Source organism: Streptomyces sp. NPDC014676 (genome assembly GCF_043084105.1).
Taxonomy (GTDB): Bacteria; Actinomycetota; Actinomycetes; order Streptomycetales; family Streptomycetaceae; genus Streptomyces.
This window is the reverse complement of record NZ_JBIBZI010000016.1, coordinates 1-23,592: the sequence shown is the minus strand read 5'-3', so window position 1 is coordinate 23,592 and position 23,592 is coordinate 1. Positions and strand designations below refer to the sequence as shown.

Sequence of the window (23,592 nt, the reverse complement as noted above, 5' to 3'; positions counted from 1 at the left end):
AGGGCCGGTCGGCCTCGTTCTCACCCTCCTCAGTGGGCCGCGAGGCCGCGTCCACGGAACTGGCCCCGTACCCGGTCCACGAGCGCCGTGTCGGGGACCGGGGTGTCCCGCAGGGGGAAGGGGATGCCCAGCGCGTCGTACTTGGCGGCACCGAGCTTGTGGAACGGCAGGACATCCACCCGGTCGACGTTGCCCAGCCCGGCGAGGAACGCGCCGAGTCCGTCGACGGCCGCCGGGTTGTCGGTCCAGCCGGGCACAAGGACGTAGCGGATCCACACCGGGACGCCGAGCTGGTCCAGGCGGGTGGCGAAGGTGAGGGTGGGAGCGAGGTCGCCGCCGGTCAGCTTCCGGTAGGTGCGGACGTCGAAGGACTTGATGTCCAGCAGCACCAGGTCGGTGTCGGCGAGGAGTTCGTCCGTGGCGCGGGCGCCGAGGAAACCGGAGGTGTCGAGGGCGGTGTGCAGGCCGAGTTCCTTGCAGCGGCGGAAGACCTCGGCGGTGAAGGCGGGCTGCAGCAGGGCCTCGCCGCCGGTGAGGGTGACTCCCCCGCCGGCGGTGGTGAGGAAGGCCCGGTACTTCTCGATCTCGGCCATCACCTCGTCGACGGTGGCCGGTCTGCCGTCCCGCATGTGCCAGGTGTCGGGATTGGCGCAGTACCGGCAGCGCAGGGGGCAGCCGCTGAGGAACAGCACGAACCGGGTCCCGGGACCGTCCACTCCCGTGGACAGGTCCCAGGAGTGGATCCGGCCCCTCACGGTCTTCTCCGTGGTGTTCACAGCGATCCGTGGAAGGTGCGGCTGATCACGTCGAGCTGCTGTTCGCGGGTGAGACGGACGAAGTTGACGGCGTATCCGGAGACCCGGACCGTCAGCTCGGGGTACTTCTCCGGGTGTTCCGTGGCGTCCTCCAGGGTCGCCCGGTCCAGCACGTTGACGTTCATGTGGAAGCCGCCGGAGGCCATGTAGGCGTCGAGGATGCCGACCAGGTGATCGGCGCGTTCCCCGGGGACGTGCCCGAGTCCCTCCGGGGTGATCGTGGTGGTCAGGGAGATGCCGTCCCGCGCCGCCTCGTACGGGAGCTTGGCCACCGACAGGGCGGAGGCGGCGACCCCGTGCCGGTCGCGGCCGTTCATCGGGTTGGCACCGGGGGCGAACGGGGCGCCCGGGCGCCGGCCGTCGGGGGTGTTGCCGGTGTGCTTGCCGTACACCACGTTGGAGGTGATGGTCAGCACCGACTGGGTGTGCTCGGCGTCGCGGTAGGCGGGGTGCTTGCGCACCTTCTCCATGAACGACTCCACCAGGTCGACGGCGAGCGCGTCGGCGCGGTCGTCGTTGTTGCCGTAGGCCGGGAACTCGCCCTCGGTCTTGAAGTCCACGGCCAGTCCGGTCGCGTCGCGGAACACCTTGACCCGGGCGTGCTTGACGGCGGACAGGCTGTCCACTGCGACGGACAGGCCGGCGATGCCGCACGCCATGAAACGGTGCACCGGATAGTCGTGCAGGGCCATCTCGATGCGCTCGTAGGCGTACTTGTCGTGCATGTAGTGGATGACGTTGAGGGCGTCCACGTACGTCCGGGCGAGCCAGTCCAGGACTCGGTCGTACGCGGCCGACAGCTCGTCGTAGTCCAGGTGTTCCCCGGTCAGCGGCGGCATTTCGGGGGCGATCTGGTCGCCGGTCATCTCGTCCCGGCCGCCGTTGATCGCGTACAGCAGTGCCTTGGCGAGGTTGACGCGGGCGCCGAAGAACTGCATCTGCTTGCCCACCGCCATCGCGGAGACACAGCAGGCGATCGCGGTGTCGTCGCCGGTGCGCGGGCGCATCAGCTCGTCGGACTCGTACTGGATCGCACTGGTGTCGATGGAGACCTGCGCGCAGAACCGCTTGAAGCCCTCGGGCAGCCGCGGCGACCACAGCACGGTCAGGTTGGGTTCGGGGGCCGGGCCGAGGTTGTAGAGGGTCTGCAGGAAGCGGAAGGAGGTGCGGGTGACCAGTGTGCGTCCGTCCGCGCCGATGCCGCCGATGGACTCCGTCACCCAGGTCGGGTCGCCGGAGAACAGGGCGTCGTACTCGGGGGTGCGCAGGAACCGCACGATGCGGAGCTTGATCACGAAGTCGTCGATCAGCTCCTGGGCGCGGGACTCGTCGAGGAGTCCTTCGTCCAGGTCGCGCTGGAGGTAGACGTCGAGGAAGGTGGAGGTGCGGCCCAGCGACATCGCGGCGCCGTTCTGCTCCTTCACCGCGGCCAGGAAGCCGAGGTAGAGCCACTGGACGGCCTCGTGGGCGGTGGCGGCGGGGCGGGTGACGTCGCAGCCGTAGGAGGCCGCCATGCGGGCCAGCTCGTCCAACGCGCGGATCTGCTCGGCGAGTTCCTCGCGGTCGCGGATGACGTCCGGGCTGGAGGGCTGGGCGTCCAGCAGGGCCCGCTCGGCCTTCTTGGACTCGATGAGGCGGTCGGTGCCGTAGAGCGCGACGCGCCGGTAGTCGCCGATGATCCGGCCTCGGCCGTAGGCGTCCGGCAGCCCGGTGATGATCCCGGCCTTGCGGGCGGCCCGCATCTCGGGGGTGTAGGCGTCGAACACACCGTCGTTGTGCGTCCTGCGGTACGTACCGAAGACGCGCTTGACGAAGGGGTCGGCCTCGTAGCCGTACGCCTTCAGCCCGTTCTCGACCATCCGCAGCCCGCCGTTGGGCATGATCGCCCGCCTGAGCGGGGCGTCGGTCTGCAGGCCGACGATCAGCTCACGGTCTCGGTCGATGAAGCCCGGCCGGTGCGAGGTGATGGTGGAGGGCAGGCCCGTGTCGACGTCGAGGACGCCCCGGCGCCGTTCCTCGGGGAACAGGGCGGCCACCTTGCCCCAGACCGCGAGCGTGCGCTCGGTCGGGCCGGCCAGGAACGCGGAATCGCCTTCGTAGGGCGTGTAGTTGGCCTGGATGAAGTCGCGCACGTCGATGCGCTCACGCCATCCGCTTCCGGAGAACTGCCGCCAGGCGTCGGCGGTCCGGGGGGCGGCTGTCACCGTCGCGGTCATCACAGGTCCTCTCGTCGAACGGTCTTGTCACTGCCGATGCTCGTCGTGCGGGCCCGCGGCGAGGAGTGCCGGACAGGGCACCGGGCGGGTCCCCTCCGCCCCCGGTCGGCCGGGACCTTCGGCCCCCTGTCCCGAAACCCGCGCACCGCGGGACGGGGCCGCCGGGGTGACGGCGGACAACCGGAGAGGCACGGTGTGCGTGCCCGGCCATGACGTCGCGGTGCCGCTGTCCCCTCGCGTCCGGCGGGCCGGCACCGACCGGCCGGCCCCGGCGGACCGGTGCCGGCCGATGTGCCGTGCCACCTCAGTCGTGCGGGACGACGGCGACGGGACATCCGACGTGGTGGAGGACGGCGTGGGTGACCGGGCCCGTGTGGGCACCGACCCGGGGGTCGGTGGTACGGCGGCCCACCACGAGGAGGCCGGCGTTCCGGGCGGCCCGCACCAGTGCGACGGTGGCGCGTCCTTCGGTGACCGTCTCGGTCACCGGGACGGTCGGGTACTTCTCCCGCCAGGGGCGCAGCACCGCCGTCAGGGTGCGCTCCTCGTCCGCCGACGCCTGGGCCCGGGGCTGCGGGGCGAGAGCCGGGCCCTCCGGGGCGGCGGTCACCAGGGGCGCCGACGGAGCGGGTGCGGGGCGAAGCGGCGTCCGGAAGGCGTGGACCACCCACAGGCCGGTGCCACGCCGGTGGGCGGCGTCGAAGGCGAACTCGATCAGTTCGTCGCAGGGACGGTCCGTCCGCAGCCCCAGGACCACCTGGCGGTAGGGCGTTTTCGGGATCTCCTCCGGGGCGACGCCGTCCGTGGCCGGCAGGTGCTCGTCGGCGGCTCCCCGTCCCGCCCGGACCAGTACGACCGGGCGGGTGGACCGGCCGACGACGCGCTGGGACACGGAGCCCGTCACGAATCCGCTCAGGGCCCCGAGACCGAGGGAACCGAGGACCAGCAGGTCCGCGTCGGCCGAGGCGGCCAGCAGAGTGGTGACCGTCGCGTCGCACACGAGTCGGTCGGTGATCCGCAGATCCGGATGGGCGGCACGGACACTGCGCACGGCCTCTCGCAGGAGCCGCTCGGCCCCGTCACGCTCGTCGCTGTCCATGGGGATGTACGGCGCGGGGCGGGCGTGGCGGTGCCAGGCGTGGACCACGCTGAGCCCGGTCCCCCTCCGCCGGGCCTCCTGCGCCGCCCAGTGCGCGGCGGCGAGGCCCGCGGCCGATCCGTCGACCCCCACCACGATGTCGTGCGGCATGACGTGTCCCCTCCCGGGTCGATGACTTCCGATGGCTTCGAGCGTCCTCCCGGCCGATCCGGTGGTCCACGGGCCGTACAGCCCCGGCGAAGCTCCCGAAGGTCCTTCCGGGACGAACGGCGTGGACCGGGGCCGACCGGTCCCCGGGCAGGACGGCCGGCACCTCGCGCCAAGGGGCATCGCCGTCGCCGAGGGCCGCGCCACCCGCCCGGACCTCAAGATCGGCGTGTGCGGCGAGCACGGCGGCGACCCCGACTCGGTGCACTTCTTCCACACCGCGGGACTGGACCACGTCTCCTGCTCGCCGTTCCGGGTGCCGGTGGCGCGACTGGAGGCGGGCCGGGCGGCGCTGGAGGGGACCGAGGGGAGCGACAGCAGGTGAGGCCCGGGCCCCTCGGCCCTGGGGCCGGGGGCCGACCGCCTCTGGGACGCGGACGGGAAACGCAGCAGTCTTGAGGCGTCGCAGAACGATCACAGGGAGTGGAGCACATGACCGCCAAGGACATCAGTGCCCGTGAGACCACCGCCACCGTACGGGTGCGTGCCGACGGCGAGGTGGACGAGGAGTCCCTCGCCTATCTCCGCGAGAAGGTCGCCGCCGCCCTGGACCGGCCCGGACTGCCGCCCGTGAGCGGTGAGGTGCGCGTCCTGCGGGCCTCGGCCCACCACGTCACGCTGCCCTGGTCCGCCGGCGCCGAGATCCGGGTCGGCGGCGACCTCGTCGTCGTCCACGCCCGCGAGGCGACCGCCCGCGAACTCGCCGACCGGCTCCACGACCGGCTGTGCGCCGGTACCGGACGCGTCGCCCACCGCGACGACACCGTCCGCCGGACGGCCGCGCCGCCCCCGTGGCGCGGCGGCCCGCAGAAGTAGGCGCCGCACGGCGCCTGCCCGACCCGGCGGGAGGGCCGGAGCCGGCCTCCGGCTCCGGCCCTCCCCGTCCGCGCTCGTGAGGGAGGATCCGCCATGACCGCTCACACCGTCGGTGAAGTGATGACCAGGGACGTCGTCCAGGCCCACCGGACGACGCCGTTCAAGGAGGTCGTGCGGCTGCTCGACCACCACCGGATCAGCGGGCTGCCGGTGGTCGACGCCGACGGCAAGGTCCTCGGCGTCCTGTCCGGAAGCGACCTGGTACGCCTCCAGGCACACCGGGACGGCTCCGCGCCGTCTCCCGCCCTGACGGCGGGGGACGTGATGTCGAGCCCCGCGATCACCGTGCACCCGGAGCAGACCGTGCCGGACGCGGCCCGGCTGATGGAGCGCCGTGGCGTCGAGCGGCTGCCCGTGGTCGACGAAGCCGACCGCCTCATCGGCATCGCCACCCACCGCGACCTCCTCCGGGTCTTCCTGCGCGCGGACGACGACATCCGCCGCCAGGTGACCGGGGACATCGTCGTCGGCGCACTGGGACTGCCGCCCGACGCCGTCCTCGTCTCCGTACGCGACGGTGTCGTCACCCTCGCCGGCCGTGTCGAGCGGCGCGGTCAGGTGCCGGAGCTCCTGTACGCCGCCTGGCGCCTCGAAGGCGTGGTCGGTGTGGTGAACCGCCTCGGCTTCCACATCGACGACTGTGCCCCGCCCTCCCCGCTCGCCCGGATCGGGAACACGTGAGCGGGGCGGCGAGCGGTCCCGTGTCGCGGCCCGACCGGGCCAGGGCCGACGGTCCCTGCCGGGCCGGGCCGGACGGACGCGGGAGGGGCCTTTCGGCGCCCTCTGCGGCAGGCGGTCCCGGAGGACAGTGAAGGCAGAGAGCGGCACCGCCGTACACCACGGCGGCCCCTGACAACGGAGGCGGACCACCATGACCCGACAGAACGTGCGGACCAAGGACCGCGGGACCGACGCCCCGTCCGACACCGCGGTCGCCGTGGACCGTCTGGTCACGGCCGGCCTCAAGGCACTCGCCGACTACGAGGACCTGACCCAGGAGCAGGTCGACCACATCGTGAAGAAGGCCTCCGTCGCCGCCCTGGACCAGCACACCGCGCTGGCCCGTCTGGCGGTGGAGGAGACCGGGCGGGGTGTGTTCGAGGACAAGGCGGCCAAGAACATGTTCGCCTGCGAGCACGTCACGCACAGCATGGGCCGCATGAAGACCGTCGGAGTCATCGCCCGCGACGACATCGAGGACATGATCGAGGTGGCGGAACCCGTCGGCGTGGTCTGCGCGATCACACCGGTCACCAACCCGACCTCCACGACGGTCTTCAAGGCGCTGATGGCGCTGAAGACCCGCAACCCGGTCGTCTTCGCCTTCCACCCCTCCGCCCAGCAGTGCAGCGCCGAAGCCGCCCGCGTCGTGCGCGACGCGGCCGTCGCCGCCGGAGCTCCGGAGCACTGCGTGCAGTGGATCGAGCAGCCGTCGGTCGAGGCCACCGGCACGCTGATGCGGCACCCGGGCGTCTCGCTGATCCTCGCCACCGGCGGCAACGCCATGGTCAAGGCCGCCTACTCGGCCGGCAAGCCCGCCCTCGGCGTGGGCGCCGGCAACGTTCCCGCCTACGTGCACAAGAGCGCGAAGCTGCGCCGGGCCGTCAACGACCTGGTGCTGTCGAAGTCGTTCGACAACGGCATGATCTGCGCCTCCGAGCAGGCCGTCATCCTGGACGACGAGATCTACGACGCGGCGCTGGCCGAGTTCCGGACCCTGCACGCCCATCTGGCGACCGCCGAGGAGAAGGCGAAGCTGGAGTCCTTCCTGTTCCCCGCCGCCGGCGGCTCGGGCGCCGGCTGCGAGCCCAAGGTCAACGCCGCAGCCGTCGGCCAAAGCCCCGCCTGGATCGCCGAACGGGCCGGATTCTCCGTGCCCGCCGACACCTCGGTCATCCTCGTCGAGACCGGACGCGTGGGCCCGGACGAGCCGCTGACCCGGGAGAAGCTCTGCCCCGTGCTGGCCGTGCTGCGGGCCGGGAACGAAGAGCAGGGCTTCGACCTGGCCGCCGACATGGTCGCCTTCCACGGCCAGGGCCACAGCGCCGTCATCCACACCGAGGACCGCGCCCTGGCCGAGTCGTACGGCACACGCATGAAGACCGTGCGGATCATCGTCAACGCACCCTCCTCACAGGGCGCGATCGGCGGCATCTACAACGGCCTGCTGCCCTCGCTGACCCTGGGCTGCGGCTCCTGGGGGAGCACCTCGGTGTCCAACAACGTCTCCGCCGCCCAGCTGCTCAACGTCAAGCGGGTCGGTACGCGCCGCAACAACCTGCAGTGGTTCAAGGTCCCGCCGAAGATCTACTTCGAGCCGCAGGCCATCCGCTACCTGACCTCCATGCCGGACGTCCACCGCGTCACGATCGTCACCGACACCACCATGACCCGCCTCGGTTTCGTCGACCGGATCACACGGGTGCTGCAGCGGCGTCGTGAGCCGGTGACCGTACAGATCATCGACAACGTCGAGCCGGAGCCCAGCATCGACTCGGTGCAGCGCGGCGCCGACCTGATGCGGGACTTCCGCCCCGACACGATCATCGCGCTGGGCGGCGGCTCGCCCATGGACGCGGCCAAGGTGATGTGGCTGCTGTACGAGCAGCCCGACATCGACTTCGCCGACATGCGGCAGAAGTTCTCCGACATCCGCAAGCGCGCCTTCCGCTTCCCCACCCTGGGCAGGCTGGCCCGCCTGGTGTGCGTGCCCACCACCTCCGGAACCGGCGCCGAGGTCACCCCCTTCGCCGTCATCTCCGACCCCGCCACCGGCAAGAAGTACCCGCTGGCCGACTACGCGCTCACCCCCAGCGTGGCCATCGTCGACCCCCTCCTCACCACCGCCCTGCCCCCGGCACTGGCCGCCGACAGCGGCTTCGACGCCCTCACCCACGCCATCGAGGCGTACGTGTCCGTCTACGCCAACGACTTCACCGACGGCCTCGCCCTGCACGCGATCCGGCTGATCTTCGGCAACCTCGAAGCCTCGGTGAACGGCGGCAGCGAGGAGGCGCGGGAGAAGATGCACAACGCCGGCACCATCGCGGGCATGGCCTTCGGCAACGCCTTCCTCGGCATCGTCCACGCCATGTCCCACACCCTCGGCGCCACCTTCCACATCGCGCACGGCCGCACCAATGCGGTCCTGCTCCCCCACGTCATCCGCTACAACGGCACCGTCCCCACCAAGCTCACCGGCTGGCCCAAGTACGAGAACTATCGCGCCCCCGAACGCTTCCAGGACATCGCCCGCACCCTCGGCCTGCCCGCGGCCACCCCGAAGGAGGGCGTGGAATCCCTCACCGCCGCCGTCGAACGCCTGCGCGACACCGTCGGCATCGAATCGTCGTTCCAGGCCCTCGGCGTCGACGAGCGGACCTTCCTCGACGCCCTGCCCCAGCAGGCCCTCAACGCCTACGAGGACCAGTGCGCACCCGCCAACCCGCGCATGCCCATGCTCGACGACATGGAGGAGATCATGCGAGCGGCCTACTACGGCTGAACACGGGGCCGGCCGTCGCCACGACGCGGTTGCTGAAGACCCGGAGCCGATCGCCGGGAGGCGACGGGGCCCGGACTGCGGATCGAACGTCCGCGGTCCGGGCTCCGTCGGCTTCCGTCAGCCGTCCCACGACCAGTCGGCGACCTCGGGCATGTCGACACCGTGCTCGCGGATGTACCCGTGGTGTCGCAGCCGGGCGTCCTCCATCTCCTGACGCACGGCCGCCGCGCGCACCGCGAGACCGGGAACACGGTCGATGACGTCCATGACCAGTCGGTAGCGGTCCAGGTCGTTGCGGACCACCATGTCGAACGGTGTGGTGGTCGTGCCCATCTCCTTGTAGCCGCGCACGTGCAGGTGCCCGTGTCCGGTGCGGCGGTAGGCCAGCCGGTGGATCAGCCAGGGATAGCCGTGGTAGGCGAAGACGACCGGCTTGTCGGGGGTGAACAGGCCGTCGTACTCGAAGTCGCTCATGCCGTGGGGATGTTCCCCGCTCGGCAGCAGCCGGGCGATGTCGACGACGTTCACGACCCGGACGGCCAGTTCCGGCAGGTGGTTCCTCAGCAGCTGTGCGGCGGCCAGCACCTCCTGGGTGGGGACGTCACCGGCTGCCGCGAGTACCACGTCGGGCTCCCGTTCGCCGTTCTCCGTGCCGGCCCAGTCCCAGATCCCGGCGCCTCGCGCGCAGTGCGCCTTCGCCTGCTCCATCGTCAGCCAGTCGAAGCAGGGCTGCTTGCCGGCCACGATCACGTTCACGTAGTCGCGGCTGCGCAGCGCGTGGTCGGCGACCGAGAGGAGGGTGTTGGTGTCCGGCGGCAGGTAGACCCGTACCACCTCGGGGCTCTTGTTGAGGACGTGGTCGACGAAGCCGGGGTCCTGGTGGGAGAAGCCGTTGTGGTCCTGGCGCCACACGTGGGAGGTCAGCAGGTAGTTGAGGGAGGAGACGGGCGCGCGCCAGGGCAGGTGGCGGGTGACGCGCAGCCACTTGATGTGCTGGTTGACCATGGAGTCGACGATGTGCACGAACGCCTCGTAGCAGGAGAAGAGGCCGTGCCGGCCGGTGAGGAGGTAGCCCTCCAGCCAGCCCTGGCAGGTGTGTTCGGAGAGGATCTCCATCACGCGACCGTGCCGGTCGAGGTGCTCGTCCACGTCGAGGGTGCCGGCCTGCCACGCCTTGCCGCTGGCCGCGTAGACGGCCTGGAGGCGGTTGGAGGCGGTCTCGTCGGGTCCCACGAGGCGGAAGTCGCGCCGGTCGGCGGTCCCGCGCATGACGTTCTCCAGCAGATCACCGAGTACACGGGTGGGTTCGTGCAGGGTGGCGCCCGGTTTGTCCACCGGGACGGCGTACCGTTCCAGCGGCGGCAGCGGCAGTTCGCGCAGCAGCAGGCCGCCGTTGGCGTACGGCGTGGACCCCAACCGGCGTGCGCCCTCAGGGAGGCACGTCAGGACATCGGGGCGAGGCGCTCCGCGTTCGTCGAACAGCTCCTGCGGCCTATAGGAGCGCAGCCATTCCTCGAGCTGCCGCAGGTGGTCCGGGTTGTCCCGGACTGCGGACAGCGGGACCTGATGGGATCGCCAGGTCCCCTCCACGGGAAGGCCGTCGACCTCGGCCGGGCCGGTCCAGCCCTTCGGGGTGCGCAGCACGATCATCGGCCAGCGGGGCCGCTCGGTCGCCCCGTCCTCGCGGGCGGCGCGCTGGATACCGGCGATACGGTCCGCAGCGGTGTCCATGGCCTGGGCCATCGCGCGGTGCACGGCAGCCGGCTCGTCACCAGTGACGTGGATCAGGTCGTGGCCGTACCCCTTGAGAAGATCGTCGAGCTCCGGTTCCGGCAGACGGGAGAGCACCGTGGGATTGGCGATCTTGTAGCCGTTGAGGTGCAGGATCGGCAGGACCGCGCCGTCGTGCACCGGGTCCAGGAACTTGTTGGAGTGCCAGGAGGCGGCCAGCGGCCCGGTCTCCGCCTCGCCGTCGCCGATGACACAGGCGACCAGTAGGTCAGGATTGTCGAAGGCCGCGCCATAGGCGTGCGAGAGGGCGTAGCCCAGCTCGCCGCCCTCGTGGATGGATCCGGGCGTCTCCGGGGCCACGTGACTGGGCACGCCCCCGGGGAACGAGAACTGCCGGAACAGCCGGGCCATCCCGGTGGCGTCCCGGGTGACGTCCGGATAGGTCTCCGTGTACGACCCCTCCAGCCAGGAATTGGCCACCACCGCCGGTCCTCCGTGACCGGGTCCCCAGATGCAGAGCGCTTCCAGCCCCCGGGAGCAGATAAGTCGGTTGAGGTGGGTGTACACGAGGTTCAGACCGGGTGAGGTGCCCCAGTGGCCGAGCAGCCGCGGCTTGACGTGCTCCGGACGCAGCGGCTCCGTGAGCAGGGGGTTGGCCATCAGATAGATCTGGCCGACGGACAGATAGTTCGCGGCACGCCAGTGGGCGTCCAGCGTCCTTGATTCCTCGTCTGTGAGCGGACCGGACACCTGCTGCGGATCGACGGACATGCTGGATTCCCTTGCGGCTCGAAGGTTCGGTCGGCGGAGGTGCGTACAGGTCCTACGCCCTACCCTCCCCTGGCCGCTGAGTACCCCATGGGGTCGGCCGGGCCCTCCTCCGCTTCCGCCGCCACGCACTCCTTCGCGCTACCGTTCGGCGCGGCCGTCCCGCTCGAGGCCACGGCGCGCGCGGGACGGTCGTCGGCTGTGCCGAGGCCGGTCCTGACCGGTGAACTGTGCCGGGTGCTCCGGTGGTGGTCCGGGCGGCAGCCCGTGTGGCGCGCCGTGCGGGGCGTGATCGTGGCGGCGAACAGCCCGCCGGTACACGGCGGTGTTCTCACCGACCGCGTCGCGGGCGGGCCGGGGATTCGAGCAGGAGTGGTCGGGGCCTCGCACCCCGCGGCTGCCGCGCACCGACGCGCCGCTCACTCGGGGCGACGTCCTCCTGAAACCTCCGTTGTCCTACGCACTTTTTCCGGTCAGTCGTGGGAAACCACCGCTACCGGAGCGGCGGCATGGTGCAGCAGTGCCTGAGTCACCGGCCCGATGTGCGCGCCGACCGCCGCCCGACGGATCTGCCGGCCCACGACCACGAGAGCGGCGTCGTGGGAGGCGTCGACCAGGTGACGACCCGCACCGCCCACCGTGGCCTGCGTGCTGACGTCCACGGCGGGGTACTTCTCCTGCCACGGTCGCAGGACGTCGGACAGTTCGCGTCGCACCTGTGCGGCCGTGCGGTCGTTCAGGTCGGGCATGAGTTCGCCGCCGTAGTAGTAGGGCGGCGGCGTCCAGCCGTGGACGATCCGCAGGCGTGCGGTGCGCCGCGAAGCCGCGTCGAACGCGAAGTCGATCACCGCGTCGTCGGGCTTGTGCAGGTCGAGACCGAGGACGACGTCGCGGTGGTCGGTGGCGGCGGAGAGTCCGCGCGCCGAGGGCTCCGGCAGGGCTTCCTCCTCGCCGTGTCCGGCGGCCCGGACGAGGACGACGGGCCGCCTGCACGAGGCCAGGACGGAGAGGGAGACGGAACCGAGCAGGAATCCCGCCGTCTTGCTCAGCCCGCGGGATCCCAGTACCAGCAGCCCGGCGTCCTCGGCGGCCTTCAGCAGGGCCGGGACGGGCAGCCCGGAGATCTCGTCCGTGTCGATCCGCAGCCCGGGCCGGCGCTCGGCGACGCGGGCCCGCGTCTCGTCCAGCAGGCGCCGTGCCCATGCGCGCCGGAGGTCACTCGGCGGCACCGGCACGCCGGGTCCGGCCGTCGGCGCGTAGGCGGGCGGTTGCCACTCCCATGCGGTCACGAGCCGCAGGGGCAGGTCCCTGAGCTGTGCCTCGCGCGCGGCCCAGTCCGCGGCAGCCACGCTCGTGGGCGAGCCGTCCAGTCCGACGGTGATGGTGCGGGTCATGGTGAACCTCCTTCAGGCTGCTCCAAGTGTTCGCTCCGCGGGGCGGTGGCAGCAGGGGCCGCTGGTCCTCGCCCGGAAGCCGACGGTCCCGGTACCCGGCCCACCGGTTCGCGGCCGGCCGGCTGTCGTCCGATGGCGAGTTCAGGTCGCACGAGCGTCCCCGACGTTCCGTGGGCGATGGCGTACGCGGCATCGAGAGCTCCGATCCCGGGCCGCTCGGACACGTCGCCGTCGCGCTCGAGCCAGACGTGGCCCGGGAGGCCGAGGAGCAGGACGAAGAGCCCGTAGGAGACGGTCTTGGTAGCCGCTGCCCTGGATCGGTCAGGAGGAGAAGCCCATGGCGAGCACCGCGACGGTGACGTCCCGGGGCAGTGCCCGCCGGTCCAGGCACGCGGCCGTGCACCAGAAGCCGGTACAGCCGGGCGGCGGAGAACAGGTGGGGATCACCGCGGTCAGCACGCTCAGCGGCACGATGTCGGTGAAGACGTCGTCGAAGAGGGTGTAGCCGACGACGGTGATCAGCGAGGCCGGCACGGTCGAGGCCACGATGCCGGACACCGGGACGTCCTTGTCGCCGTGCGGCCTCGCGGAGGCTGCCGGGAAGAGCCGTCGCGGGCTGCCTCGTAGGGCGTCTCGGCGCACAGCATGGTCCAGCCGTTCAGGGCACCGATGCCGGAGACGACGGCGGCCACGGCGAGGGTGCCGAGGAGGTGGATGACGGCGCGGGCGAGCGTGCCGTGCATGTCCCGTCGGTGCTCGGACGGATTCGCCTCGGCGTCGTCCTCGCGCGAACCACCCGGAGGGACCACCACCGGTCTGAGCATGAGGACCGCCCTTGGTGGTTCAGTGGTGGGGCACGACGGCCACGGGACAGGTGACGTGGTGGATCACGGCATGGGTGACCGGGCCGGTGCGCGGCATCCTCGGGCGGTCGGTTAGCCGGTGCCCGACGACGAGCAGTTCCGCTCCGGACGCCGCCTTCGTCAACGCGTCCGCGGGCTTGCCCTGCACCACCGACTCCAGCACCTCGACATCGGGGTACTTGTCGCGCCAGACCTGGAGCACGGCGGACAGGAAGCCGAGCCATTCCTCGGCCCGCTGCGGATCGCTCACCAGGCCGACTTCGCCGGCTCCCAGGGTGAGCGGGTCGGGTGCGCGCCAGGCGTGCACGGCCCTCAACCGCCTGCCCCGGGTGCGGGCCGCCTCGAAGGCGAACTCGATCGCCTCGCCGCACGGTTCGGTGACGTCGACACCCAGCACCACGTCCCGCCGGCCGACTCCTCCCGGGCCCTCGCCCGCACCATCGGCCCGTACCAGGACCACGGGCCGCGGCGCCTCCGCCACGACGCCGAGCGCGACCGAACCGGCGAGCAGTCCGGTGATGCGGCCCAGCCCGCGCGAGCCCAGCGCCAGCAGCTCGGCGTCGCCCACCGCCTTGGTCAGGGCGGCGGAGGCCGGCCCCTCGACCTGCTCGTCGTGCACCTGCACCCCGGGGCACACGGCGAGGACACGTTCCTCGGCCTGCCTCAGGACGCGCCGCGCCAGGTGCCGCTCGGCCACGCCCGCGATCTCCGGTTCACCCTGACGCGGGCGCCAGCTCCGTACATACAGCAGCCGCAGCGACCGCCCGGTGCGCACGGCCTCACCGGCCGCCCATTCGGCCGCTGCCAGGCTCTCGGCCGAACCGTCCACTCCGACGACAACAGGCGACAGCATGACATCCACCTCCCATGAAGGGCCCTTTCCCCGCTCTCAGCGTCGCGCCGGCAGCAGCATGTGCACAGGGGCCGGCGGGTCCTCTCCACGGGGCCGTCAGGCCCATCGGGTTTCGTCCGCGACGCCAGGGAGTGGGGGACCGGCACGGCGTCCACCGGGTCGGCCGGGAGAAGCTGCGGTGCCGGGCCGAAACCGGCGCCGCCCTGCACGAGCTCCTCGGGCTGCCCGCCCGTTCCCGGGCCAACCGCTTCAGGCGCGCCGCCTGACAGCAAGCCCACCGATCACCGTCCATCGTGTCAGAGGGCGCGGTGTTCGACGAAGACGGTTCTCCCGGCCCGTTCCTAAAGGTTCCGCCGTACGTGGTTCCTGTGCTCGCCATCGGCGAGATGCCGTGGGAGTGGCTCACCGTGGAGGTGGGGGCGCGATGGCCGAGCGCCCGTGGTGGACTGTACTCATTACCGCCGGTGCCCTTCTCGTACTCACCTCGATGGGCACGCTCCTGGCACTCCTTTGCGATGCCCGGAGTCGCGCGGGCCCGGACGACGCACTCATCACGCCGTCCGATGAGGAAGTCGCACGGCTTCCGGATCAGCGAAGAGGACGATCCCGGTGCCCCGCACCGGGGTCTCGGCAAGGGGCCGTACCGGCTCCTCACATGTGCCTCATCTCGTCGGCGACCCGCGCCGCCCACGTCTCGATCGCGGCGAAGTCGCGGAAGTCGCCCCCCCTTTCCGTTACGCAGGATCATCCGGGCGACCCAGCCCTTGGCGCCTTCCTCCAGGCATCCGCCGAAGGTGACGTGGCGTCCTCTCCTTCTCCCCTCACCGCATGTGCGGGAGCACGGGACGCACGTCCGGGTCAGGTCCGTTGGGGGACGACCGCCACCGGGCACTCGGCGTGATGCAGCAGGGCGTGGGCCACCCTGCCGAGCTGCAGACCGACGTGGCCGTGGCGCCTGCGTGCCCCCACGACCACCAGGTCGGCGTCGGAGGAAGCGTCCAGGAGGGCCTTGTGGGCGGGACCTTCGACCGCCTGACGACGTACTTCGACCTGCGGGTGATCGCGTCCGGCGTCGCGCAGCACGTCGGTGAGGAGGGCGGAGGCGCGCTCCTCCTCGGCACCGGCGGCATCGTCCGCGATCAGGGGGTGGTCCACGTGTTCGTGGGCGGGGCGGCGCCAGGCCCGTACGGCGTGCAGGCCGCAGCCGCGCGCCTGTGCCTCGCGGAAGGCGAACCGCACGGCGGCCGAGCCCTCCGTGGAGTCGCCGAGGCCGACCACCACCCGGCCGAAGGAGCCCTGCCGGTTCCGCTCCCCGCCGCGCACCACGACCACCGGGCACACGGCACGGGCGGCCACCGTGAGGCTCACCGAACCCAGCAGCATCCCCCTGATCCCCCCACGGCCGCGGGAGCCCGTGACCGGGGCGGAGGACTCATGAGCCGCGTGCAGGAGCGCGGACACGGCGTCGTCGGGCAGCACGTCACTCGACACCTTCACCCCCGGGTCGCGCAGCCGGGCGCGTTCCGCGCAGGACGCGGCGATGTGCTCGGCCATGACCTCTTCGGCCGGACGGCCGGTCCTGAAGGACGGGAGACCCCCCTCGTACCGCTCCCACAAAGAGGCGTGGACGAGCCGCAGGGACAGCCCGAGGCGCGCGGCCTCGTCCACCGCCCAGTCCACGGCCTCCAGGCTGGAATCCGATCCGTCGACACCCACGACCAGCGGGAACTCCACGGTCACCACCGCCTTCCTGCCCTGCCGCTGCCTTGAAGTCCCTGTCAATACCGTCGCACCGCACGGGTTCCGTCGCGGCACATGGACCGACTCGCGGACGGGGGCTTCGGCCCGGGTTGCACTGCGCCGATTTGTGGCGATCGTGGAGTCATACGGCCGGAGGAAGGGCGAGGTCCCCTCCCTCGCATCGTCGGCACGGCCGCCGCGCGGCGGTCATCGAGACCACCGGTGCCGGGGAACTGCCGGGCCGGGCCTGGCTGCTCCCTCCCCGTCACCACGAGGCGAGACGAGGAGGATCGCGGTGCCTGAGACCCCGCACATCGTCAGCGATGTGATGACCCGGACGGTCGTGGCCGTCGGACGCGACGCGCCCTTCAAGGAGATCGTGCAGACCATGGAGCAGTGGAAGGTCAGCGCGATGCCGGTCCTGGAGGGAGAAGGGCGTGTCGTCGGCGTCGTCTCCGAGGCCGACCTGCTGCCCAAGGAGGAGTTCCGCGACAGCGAACCGAGCCTCTTCGAGCAGCGCCGGCGCCTGTCCGACGTCGCCAAGGCCGGGGCGGTGACGGCGGAGGAGCTCATGAGCACCCCCGCGATCACGGTCCACCCCGACGCCACCCTGGCACAGGCGGCCAGGATCATGGCCGTCCGGCACGTCAAGCGGCTGCCCGTGGTCGACGACATCGGCATGCTCCAGGGCATGGTGAGCCGCGCCGACCTGCTGAAGGTCTTCCTGCGGCCGGACGAGGAGATCGAGGAGGAGGTCCGCCGCACCGTGGTGTCCTACCTTTTCCCCGCCTTCAGCCACGCCATCCACGTGAACGTCCACGAGGGTGTCGTCACCCTCCGGGGGCACATCCACGACACCTCGCTCATCTCGGTCGCCGTGCGTCTCGTGCGCGCCGTGGAGGGCGTCGTGGACGTCGAGCCGCAGCTCACCGGCGAGTCAGCGGACCGGGACGGGACCGGAACAACCCGGTGACCGCGTGCGAGGCCGACCGCCGGCCCGCCGAGTTCCCTCTGGGTCGGATGTCGAGTACGTCCGACACCGGGCGGCGCGGTGTGCCGGGTCCTTTCGGGCCGTACCCCAGGCGCAGGAGCATCTGGGTGCAGCCCGTCCCCGACACCGGGTCGCGCAGCGGCCAGCGCAGGTCGGTCCATTCGAGGGGTTGAGCGGCGAAGGAACCGGACAGGCCCTCGAGGGTGGCCAGCAGCAGGACGCGCTCTACGGCCTGGCCCGCGCGGAGCCAGTCCTCCGGGTGATCGTGGCTCGTACTGAGAAGGGCCAGCTGAGGGGTGCGCTCGAAGTCGGCGGCGTCACGGCCCGCCACCCTCCGGGAGGCCGCGAAGTCGCGCATGGGAGCCTTGCCCCCGCGCTTGCGCGGCCCGAAGGCGTAGTGCGGGACTCCGTCGTCGGCGGTGCCCGCCGACGGGGCGTCGGTGCGCGTCCACCGCGCCAGGTCCTGGTCGCTGCCGGGGTCGGTGATGTTGCGTGCCTCGGCGTCCTGGACCAGTTCCAGCACCTCCTGCAGGTGCCACGGGGTGGGGAAGGCCAGCGTTGCTCCTTCGGCGAGGGCGGCCGCGCCGAGGGCCTCCCGCACGGGGCCGGGGATCTCCCTCTCCTCGAACGGGTAACGGCTGCTGTGACGCCGGTGTATCGCCGGGTACAGCGCGCCGAGGTCGCTCTCGTCGGTCGTGGAGCCGGTCAGCCGCACGGTCGCGACCAGCGCCGGGTCGGTGGGGTCGGGCAGCAGGAGGGTTTCCGGGCACCAGCCCTCGTGGGCCACGGCGACCCTCAGGTTCAGCAGGGCGGCGCCGCAGCCGATGTGCAGGCCGCGGGTGTCGGGGTCGGAGTGCGGCATGGTGCGCTCGAGGTCGGCGCGGATCTCGAACGTACGGTTGCGCCGGAAGTAACTGAAGAGCCAGGGCTGTGCGTTGTGCATGGACGGGGCCGCGGCGGCGGCTCGGACCAGGGCCGTCACCTGCTCGTCGGCCGGTGCCAGTCGGCTCACCGAAGCCTCCCCTCTCGAGTCGGCGCCCCGTGGGCGTCTACTGATCGGCCGGAGTGATGCGCCGGCCCGTGAGATGCGTGGGCCGGATCGACACCCACATGTCGCGTGCACCGCCCGGCCATGGCTCGGTGTGTGCGCGCCGGACGAGCGCGCGCACGGCATCGGGCTTCGTGACGACGCTCGCGGGGCCGACCGCGAGCACACTCCAGCCCCGGCTCATCGCCTCGTCCACGTGGTCGACCTCGAAGGCGACCTCCCTTCCGACAGCCGCAGCGGGCACGGAGTCGGGCGCGGTCCGGAAGACGATCTCGTCCTCCACGATCTCGTAGTTGACCGGGACGACCGCGGGGCGGCCGTCGGGCGCCGACACGGCGACGCGCCCCACGCCGTGCGTAGACAGCAGGTGGCGGCATTCCTCCGGGCCGAGGTCCCGCAACTGTGGACGCAGCAGTGCGCGGCCCTGACCGGGCGGCAGGTCGACGCCCGCCCCGCGCAGGGCCGTGGCGGTGGTGTCCAGCGTGGCGGCCAGGCTGAGGAGGGTCGCCGTCGTCGGGTCGGCCGGCTGCTCCTCCAGGTACGCCAGGTAGGCCGGCGAGATGCGGGCCCGGCGGGCCGTCTCCTCCCGGCTGAGCCCGTGCCGGTGGCGTTCGACGGCCACGCGCCGGCCGATGTCGCCGGGGTTGGGCGTCCCGGGCGGCGGAGCGGCCTCGGACATGGCCTGCGCCTCACCCGTGTCGGGCCGGGAAGACCCGCGGGGGGTCCCGGACCGCCCGTGCTCCACGTGCCGGATGTGCGCGTCGGGCCCCGGGAACACGAGCGTCACGTCGTCCGTGTCCGACCAGCGCACGTCGTAGGGGGGTGTTCCGTCCTCGTGGTGGAGTCCGACGATCTCGCCGTCGCGCCTGGTGGCGCCGGTCGCCGGGCTTTCGACGACGAGCTGGTCGCCGAGGTGAGCTCGCATGATCGCCGCCCTCTCCTCAGAATGGTCCTGTATCCAACGTGCCACGCGCGGCACACCGCCGCACGGCACGACCGGCCCGCATCCGCGGGAACGGGCCGGGCCGGCCGGATGCCGGACGGTCACCACCCGGACGGGAGAGTCGACACGGCGTGGTCCCGGTCGCCGAGCGCCTCGCGTACCGGACCGACGACGCCCGGCGGTCCCCCACCGCTCCATGAGGAAACCGTCGGCGTCGACGGCCGGGAGACACACGAGGCCGTGGCCCCGCGCGAAGGGAACAGCACGCGTCCGCCGGACCCGGTACACGGTCCGGCGGACGGCGCCACCCCGGCTCAGCCGGTGATCTCGACGCGGTGTGCCTTCCCCGTCTCGGTCTTCGGGACGCGCACCGTGAGGACTCCGCTCGTCAGGTCCGCGCTGACGTGCTCGGTGTCGGAGTTCGGAGGCAGGGTCGTGCGGTAGTCGAACTGCCCCATGCGGCGGGTGTGCCTGCGGACCACCCCGGTGTGTTCCTTCTCCTTGATCTCACCGTGGATGCCGAGCTCGCCCTCGGCGACCTCGACGGCGATCTGGTCCTTGTCCACGCCGGGAAGCTCCAGTTCCACCAGGTAGGCGTCCTCGGTGTCCGCGACGTCGGCCGGCGGCACCCACGGCTCGCCCGTGCCGGATTCGGGATAGCCGCCGATGGGGAAGACGGCGTGCATGAGCTGGTCCATCCGGGTACGGAGATCGTCCAGCTCGTGCAGGGTCGCCGAGAGCCCGCCCCTGCCGTGTCGTACGGGATGTGTCATGGCTGATTCTCCTGCCTTGTCGTGTCGGCCGTCGGTCATGTGGGCCATCCGGTGACCTGTCGGGGGCCGGGCCGCGGCACCCCCATGCCCTCGATGTCGTGCTCGGCGGTGTTCAGCAGCCGCTGGGCGATGTTCTGCAGGGCCCGCCCGGCCGCCAGTTCGTCGCCGATCTCCGGCACGTTCGCGTCCGCCGGATGACAGTGCGCGGTTCCCTGACCGGTGAGCTCCGTGGTGCCGGTGTCCAGCACCACGTGTGCCTTCGTGGTTCCGTCGTCGTCCTCGAAGAGGTCGAGTCGAACCCTCCACTCCGTCGTGTGCGGCATCGCTTTCCTCCTCACCTCGGTACGGACCCGTGCGGTCCGGACACGGTTCGTTCCGCGACCCGGGACCAGGTGGAGTCCTCCGTCGTCCGTTGCTCGATGCGGCGCCGGACGCGGGCGGCGAGTGCGCCCAGCCGCTCGGAGGCCGTCGCCCGGGGAGCGACCGGCGCCCGGATCCGGCGGGCCGCCGGCGGCAGGCCGCCCAGGTCCGCCGTGAACCTCTCCCGGCACTCGTCGAGCGTGGGCCCGGCGCCGGTGCGCCGCCCGCCCCGTATCACCGTCTCCAGCAACGGCGTGCCACCGTCAGGGGGCTGCTCGTCGGCCAGAGTGATCACGTCGACGCAGCCGGGGCGGCGGAACACCTGCTTGGGGCCGGGTGCCGTCACTTTCGCCGACGACAGCTTCATCACCGGCCGGCCGTCGTACTCCACCAGCTTGTAGGCCGAGTCCAGGTACGGCGCGTCGGCCGAGACGCCGACGCGGGTGCCGACGGCGTAGATGTCGATCGGCGCCCCGGAGCGGACCAGTTCGTCCACCGCGTACTCGTCGAGACCGCCGCTCGCGACGATCCGTACGTCGGGCAGGCCCGCGTCGTCGAGGAGGGAGCGTGCCCGTACCGCCAGGGCTCCGAGGTCGCCGCTGTCCAGCCGTACCGCCGAGCCGGGCCCGCGGGCCGCGTGGTCGAGGTCCCGCAGCACGCGCGCCGCGACGCGTACGCCCTCCTCGGTGGCGTAGGTGTCCACCAGCAGGGTCACCGGCCCCGGGTGGCACCGTGCGAAGGCGCGGAAGGCGTCCTCCTCCGTGGCGAACGCCTCGACGAAGGAGTGGGCCATCGTGCCGACGGCGGTCAGGCCCAGGGCGGTGGCGGCGGCCACGTTGCTGGTTCCGGCGAAGCCGGTCATCGCGCCGAGGCGGGCGGCCTGGAACCCTGCCTGCGGGCCGTGGGTGCGGCGCAGGGAGAAGTCCACGACCGGACGGCCCGCCGCCGCGAGGACGCACCGTGCGGCCTTCGAGGCGACGGCGGTCTGGTGGCTGAGCTGGTTGAGTACGTACGTTTCGGCCAGCTGTGCCTGCGGTAGAGGCGCGGTCACCTCCAGCAGGGGCTCTCCCGCCAGGACGATCCGTCCCTCCGGCACCGCCCGCACGTCTCCGGTGAACTCCAGGCCGAGCAGGGGCCGCAGGTCACTCGGTGGGCGGTGCAGCGCGGACGCGAAGGCATCGATGTCCTCCGGGCCGACATGCAGGCCGGACAGGTGGTCCAGGGCCGACTCCAGCCCCGCCGCCACCAGGAAGCCGCGCTCGGCGGGCAGGTCGCGGACGAAGAGGCTGAACGTCGCGGGGCCGGTCATGCCCTCCTGGAGGTAGGACATGGCCATGGTCACCTCGTACAGGTCGGTGGTCGTCGCGTCGGACATCGGCGTCGCCTCCTCGGTCCTGTCCGGCTCGTCCTCATGTCACCGGCGGAACCGGCCGGCCCACAGGGACTCCACCTGGTTCCACTCGGCGTCCCACTGGGCGTACCTCCTCCGGTCCAGCGCGTGGCGCGCGCCCACCCGCGCCGCGAAGACCCCGGCCGCCACGCCGACCGCCGCCGCACCGCCCGCGAACCAGCCGGTGGTCACGGCCTGGTTGCCGGTCATCGGCGGTTTGGTGACGGCCCCCTCGCCGGTCACCCACACCCGCACGGTGGTGCCCTCGATCGTGTCCGGCGTCACGAGGGTGGTTCCCGTCCGCGCCGTTCCGTCGTCGTCGGTCCAGCGGACCCGCGCCTGCTGTTTCGCGTTCTCGCCGACCTCCTCGGCGATCGACGTCACCCGGGCGTCGACCTGGTGCCGCTCGGCCGACTGGGTCTGCACGGTGCGCATCGACGACTCGTACACGTTCAGCCCCGCACCGAGCGCGGCCGCCGGCAGGCCGAGGACGAGGACGAGCATCAGGAAGCCGCGGAACCAGGACTCGAACCTGTCGGACGGACGTCGCAGAGGGTTCGTCCTCTTCGGGGTGCGCTCCTGGCGCGGCGGCAGCGGACCGGATGCGTGCGGGGGATTCCATGCGTTCATGACTCGGCCTCCAGCAGGTCGCTGGTCCGTTCCCCCCGTTACCGTCTTCGTTGGCTCCGCAATGGAGCCTCCGGCCTTCGGATCCGGCATGACTTCCCCCTCCTGTTGTTGATGATCCGGGGGTGGTGTCACCGGGTCCGAAGGCATCGACGGACCGCTGATGAGGAGCTTGAGCACCGGCTTCATCCGAGCCGGAAGAGCTCTCCGTAACGTGGATGTGGCAGCTCGGTGCCGAGGCAAGGCCGGACGAAGCGTGATGGAGGGGCCTGCACGTGATCGACACCGGCGACATCGACGTCTTCCCCGGCCTGGACGTCGGCAAGGGCGAACACCACGCCACCGCCGTCACCCCGGCCGGGAAGAAGGCGTTCGACAAACGGCTGCCCAACACCGAACCCAAGCTCCGCGAGCTGTTCGCCAAGCTGCAGGCCAAGCACGGAACGGTGCTGGTCGTGGTCGACCAGCCGGCCTCGATCGGCGCCCTGCCACTGGCCGTCGCCCGCGACATGGGCTGCCTGGTCGCCTACTTACCGGGCCTAACGATGCGACGGATCGCCGACCTCTATCCCGGTGAGGCGAAGACCGATGCGAAGGACGCGTTCATCATCGCGGACGCGGCCCGCGCAATGCCCCACACGCTGCGGGCCATCGACGGCCAGGACGAGACGATCGCCGAGCTGGAGATGATCGTCGGCTTTGACGACGACCTGGTCGGCGAGGCGACCCGGGTCGCCAACCGGCTGCACGGCTTGTTGACCCAGATCCATCCTTCGCTGGAACGGGTCCTGGGACCGCGGTTGCAGCACCCTGCCGTCCTGACCTTGCTGGAGCGGTTCGGGTCACCGGCCCAGATCCGCAGGGCCGGCCGCCGGCGGCTGATCACGCTGCTGCGGACGAAGGCACCGAGGATGGCCCAGCGGCTGGTCGAGGAGATCTTCGCCGGGTTGGACGAGCAGACCGTCACCGTTCCCGGGACCGAGGCGGCCGCGCTGATCGTCCCGAGCCTCGCCGCCTCGCTCACGGCCGTCCTTGACCAGCGGAAACTGCTGGCCGGACGGATCGAGGAACTGCTGGAGGCCCACCCTCTTTCGAAAGTCCTGACGTCGATGCCTGGAGTCGGCGTCAGGACCGGAGCCCGGATCCTGATCGAGGTCGGCGACGGCAGCACCTTCCCGACCGCCGGCCACCTCGCCGCCTACGCAGGTCTCGCCCCGGCGACCCGGAACTCGGGCTCCTCAATCCGCGGCGAACAGCCCTCCAGGAGAGGAAACAAGCAGCTCAAACGAGCTTTCTTCCTCTCCGCGTTCGCGGCCCTGGCCGACCCGGTCTCCCGGGCCTACTACGACAAGAAGATCAGCCAGGGCAAACACCACACCCAAGCCCTCCTCTG

Annotated in this window: 19 protein-coding genes and 2 pseudogenes; 6 read left to right on the top strand and 15 right to left on the bottom strand. The window is 71.8% G+C overall.

The genetic code is table 11. The annotated features are described in order from the left end of the window. Positions 1-29: 29 nt before the first annotated feature. The 3 genes from pflA to ACF1DX_RS32485 all read right to left on the bottom strand — a co-directional run bounded on the left by pflA (position 30) and on the right by ACF1DX_RS32485 (position 4,280). The gene (pflA, locus tag ACF1DX_RS32495; RefSeq protein ID WP_391794743.1) at positions 30-776 is read right to left on the bottom strand and encodes a pyruvate formate-lyase-activating protein; all 747 of its coding nucleotides are present in this window, start codon (positions 774-776) and stop codon (positions 30-32) included. Then, positions 773-3,031, bottom strand: a complete 2,259-nt coding sequence (gene pflB, locus ACF1DX_RS32490) for a formate C-acetyltransferase (RefSeq protein WP_391794742.1) — start codon at positions 3,029-3,031, stop codon at positions 773-775. Before pflB ends, pflA begins: the two co-directional genes overlap by 4 nt. Positions 3,032-3,335: 304 nt before the next feature. Next, positions 3,336-4,280, bottom strand: a complete 945-nt coding sequence (locus tag ACF1DX_RS32485) for a universal stress protein (protein ID WP_391794741.1) — start codon at positions 4,278-4,280, stop codon at positions 3,336-3,338. Between the two features lie 175 nt (positions 4,281-4,455). On the opposite strand from ACF1DX_RS32485, the pseudogene ACF1DX_RS32480 reads away from it, so the two are divergent. The 4 genes and pseudogenes from ACF1DX_RS32480 to adhE all read left to right on the top strand — a co-directional run. Beyond that, positions 4,456-4,662: pseudogene (locus ACF1DX_RS32480) on the top strand (putative PEP-binding protein); the annotation flags it as partial. Positions 4,663-4,769: 107 nt separating this feature from the next. Continuing rightward, positions 4,770-5,153: a hypothetical protein gene (locus ACF1DX_RS32475; protein ID WP_391794740.1), complete on the top strand. Its 384-nt coding sequence runs from the start codon at positions 4,770-4,772 to the stop codon at positions 5,151-5,153. A gap of 93 nt (positions 5,154-5,246) precedes the next feature. Then, positions 5,247-5,894, top strand: a complete 648-nt coding sequence (locus ACF1DX_RS32470; protein ID WP_391794739.1) for a CBS domain-containing protein — start codon at positions 5,247-5,249, stop codon at positions 5,892-5,894. A gap of 190 nt (positions 5,895-6,084) precedes the next feature. Then, complete coding sequence (gene adhE / locus ACF1DX_RS32465) at positions 6,085-8,718, top strand: bifunctional acetaldehyde-CoA/alcohol dehydrogenase (protein WP_391794738.1); 2,634 nt, start codon at positions 6,085-6,087, stop codon at positions 8,716-8,718. 117 nt (positions 8,719-8,835) lie between these two features. Here adhE and ACF1DX_RS32460 read toward each other — a convergent pair whose 3' ends face one another. The 6 genes and pseudogenes from ACF1DX_RS32460 to ACF1DX_RS32435 all read right to left on the bottom strand — a co-directional run bounded on the left by ACF1DX_RS32460 (position 8,836) and on the right by ACF1DX_RS32435 (position 16,061). Beyond that, positions 8,836-11,220, bottom strand: a complete 2,385-nt coding sequence (locus tag ACF1DX_RS32460) for a phosphoketolase (RefSeq protein WP_391794737.1) — start codon at positions 11,218-11,220, stop codon at positions 8,836-8,838. Positions 11,221-11,690: 470 nt separating this feature from the next. Continuing rightward, positions 11,691-12,611, bottom strand: coding sequence for a universal stress protein (locus tag ACF1DX_RS32455; RefSeq protein ID WP_391794736.1), 921 nt, complete (start codon positions 12,609-12,611; stop codon positions 11,691-11,693). 321 nt (positions 12,612-12,932) lie between these two features. Further along, positions 12,933-13,169 (bottom strand): hypothetical protein, encoded by a 237-nt coding sequence (locus ACF1DX_RS32450; RefSeq protein ID WP_391794735.1) that lies wholly within the window; start codon positions 13,167-13,169, stop codon positions 12,933-12,935. A 285-nt stretch (positions 13,170-13,454) separates the two neighbouring features. Further along, positions 13,455-14,327 carry a universal stress protein gene (locus ACF1DX_RS32445; protein ID WP_391794734.1) on the bottom strand — a complete coding sequence of 291 codons (873 nt, stop codon included), beginning with the start codon at positions 14,325-14,327 and terminating at the stop codon, positions 13,455-13,457. Between the two features lie 651 nt (positions 14,328-14,978). Continuing rightward, positions 14,979-15,129: pseudogene (locus ACF1DX_RS32440) on the bottom strand (flavodoxin); the annotation flags it as partial. A gap of 56 nt (positions 15,130-15,185) precedes the next feature. Then, entirely contained in the window at positions 15,186-16,061 is an 876-nt protein-coding gene (locus ACF1DX_RS32435; protein ID WP_391794867.1) for a universal stress protein, read from the bottom strand. Positions 16,062-16,362: 301 nt separating this feature from the next. Between ACF1DX_RS32435 and ACF1DX_RS32430 the strand changes: the two genes are divergently transcribed. Further along, positions 16,363-17,040, top strand: a complete 678-nt coding sequence (locus ACF1DX_RS32430) for a CBS domain-containing protein (RefSeq protein ID WP_391794733.1) — start codon at positions 16,363-16,365, stop codon at positions 17,038-17,040. On the opposite strand, the gene ACF1DX_RS32425 is transcribed toward ACF1DX_RS32430, so the two are convergent. The 6 genes from ACF1DX_RS32425 to ACF1DX_RS32400 form a co-directional block, all read right to left on the bottom strand. Then, complete coding sequence (locus ACF1DX_RS32425; RefSeq protein WP_391794732.1) at positions 16,994-18,070, bottom strand: Acg family FMN-binding oxidoreductase; 1,077 nt, start codon at positions 18,068-18,070, stop codon at positions 16,994-16,996. The two genes, ACF1DX_RS32430 and ACF1DX_RS32425, sit on opposite strands and share 47 nt — an antisense overlap. Before the next feature lie 37 nt (positions 18,071-18,107). Further along, positions 18,108-19,031 (bottom strand): DUF1918 domain-containing protein, encoded by a 924-nt coding sequence (locus ACF1DX_RS32420; protein ID WP_391794731.1) that lies wholly within the window; start codon positions 19,029-19,031, stop codon positions 18,108-18,110. A 332-nt stretch (positions 19,032-19,363) separates the two neighbouring features. Next, a complete protein-coding gene (locus tag ACF1DX_RS32415) occupies positions 19,364-19,822 on the bottom strand; it encodes an Hsp20/alpha crystallin family protein (protein ID WP_391794730.1) in 459 nt (152 codons plus the stop codon). Between the two features lie 35 nt (positions 19,823-19,857). After that, positions 19,858-20,145 carry a DUF1876 domain-containing protein gene (locus ACF1DX_RS32410; protein ID WP_391794729.1) on the bottom strand — a complete coding sequence of 96 codons (288 nt, stop codon included), beginning with the start codon at positions 20,143-20,145 and terminating at the stop codon, positions 19,858-19,860. An 11-nt stretch (positions 20,146-20,156) separates the two neighbouring features. After that, a complete protein-coding gene (locus tag ACF1DX_RS32405; protein ID WP_391794728.1) occupies positions 20,157-21,557 on the bottom strand; it encodes a nicotinate phosphoribosyltransferase in 1,401 nt (466 codons plus the stop codon). 39 nt (positions 21,558-21,596) lie between these two features. Then, a complete protein-coding gene (locus ACF1DX_RS32400; protein ID WP_391794727.1) occupies positions 21,597-22,202 on the bottom strand; it encodes a hypothetical protein in 606 nt (201 codons plus the stop codon). Positions 22,203-22,474: 272 nt separating this feature from the next. Between ACF1DX_RS32400 and ACF1DX_RS32395 the strand changes: the two genes are divergently transcribed. Then, on the top strand, positions 22,475-23,592 hold a 1,118-nt coding region (locus ACF1DX_RS32395), incomplete at its 3' end, for an IS110 family transposase (RefSeq protein ID WP_391794726.1).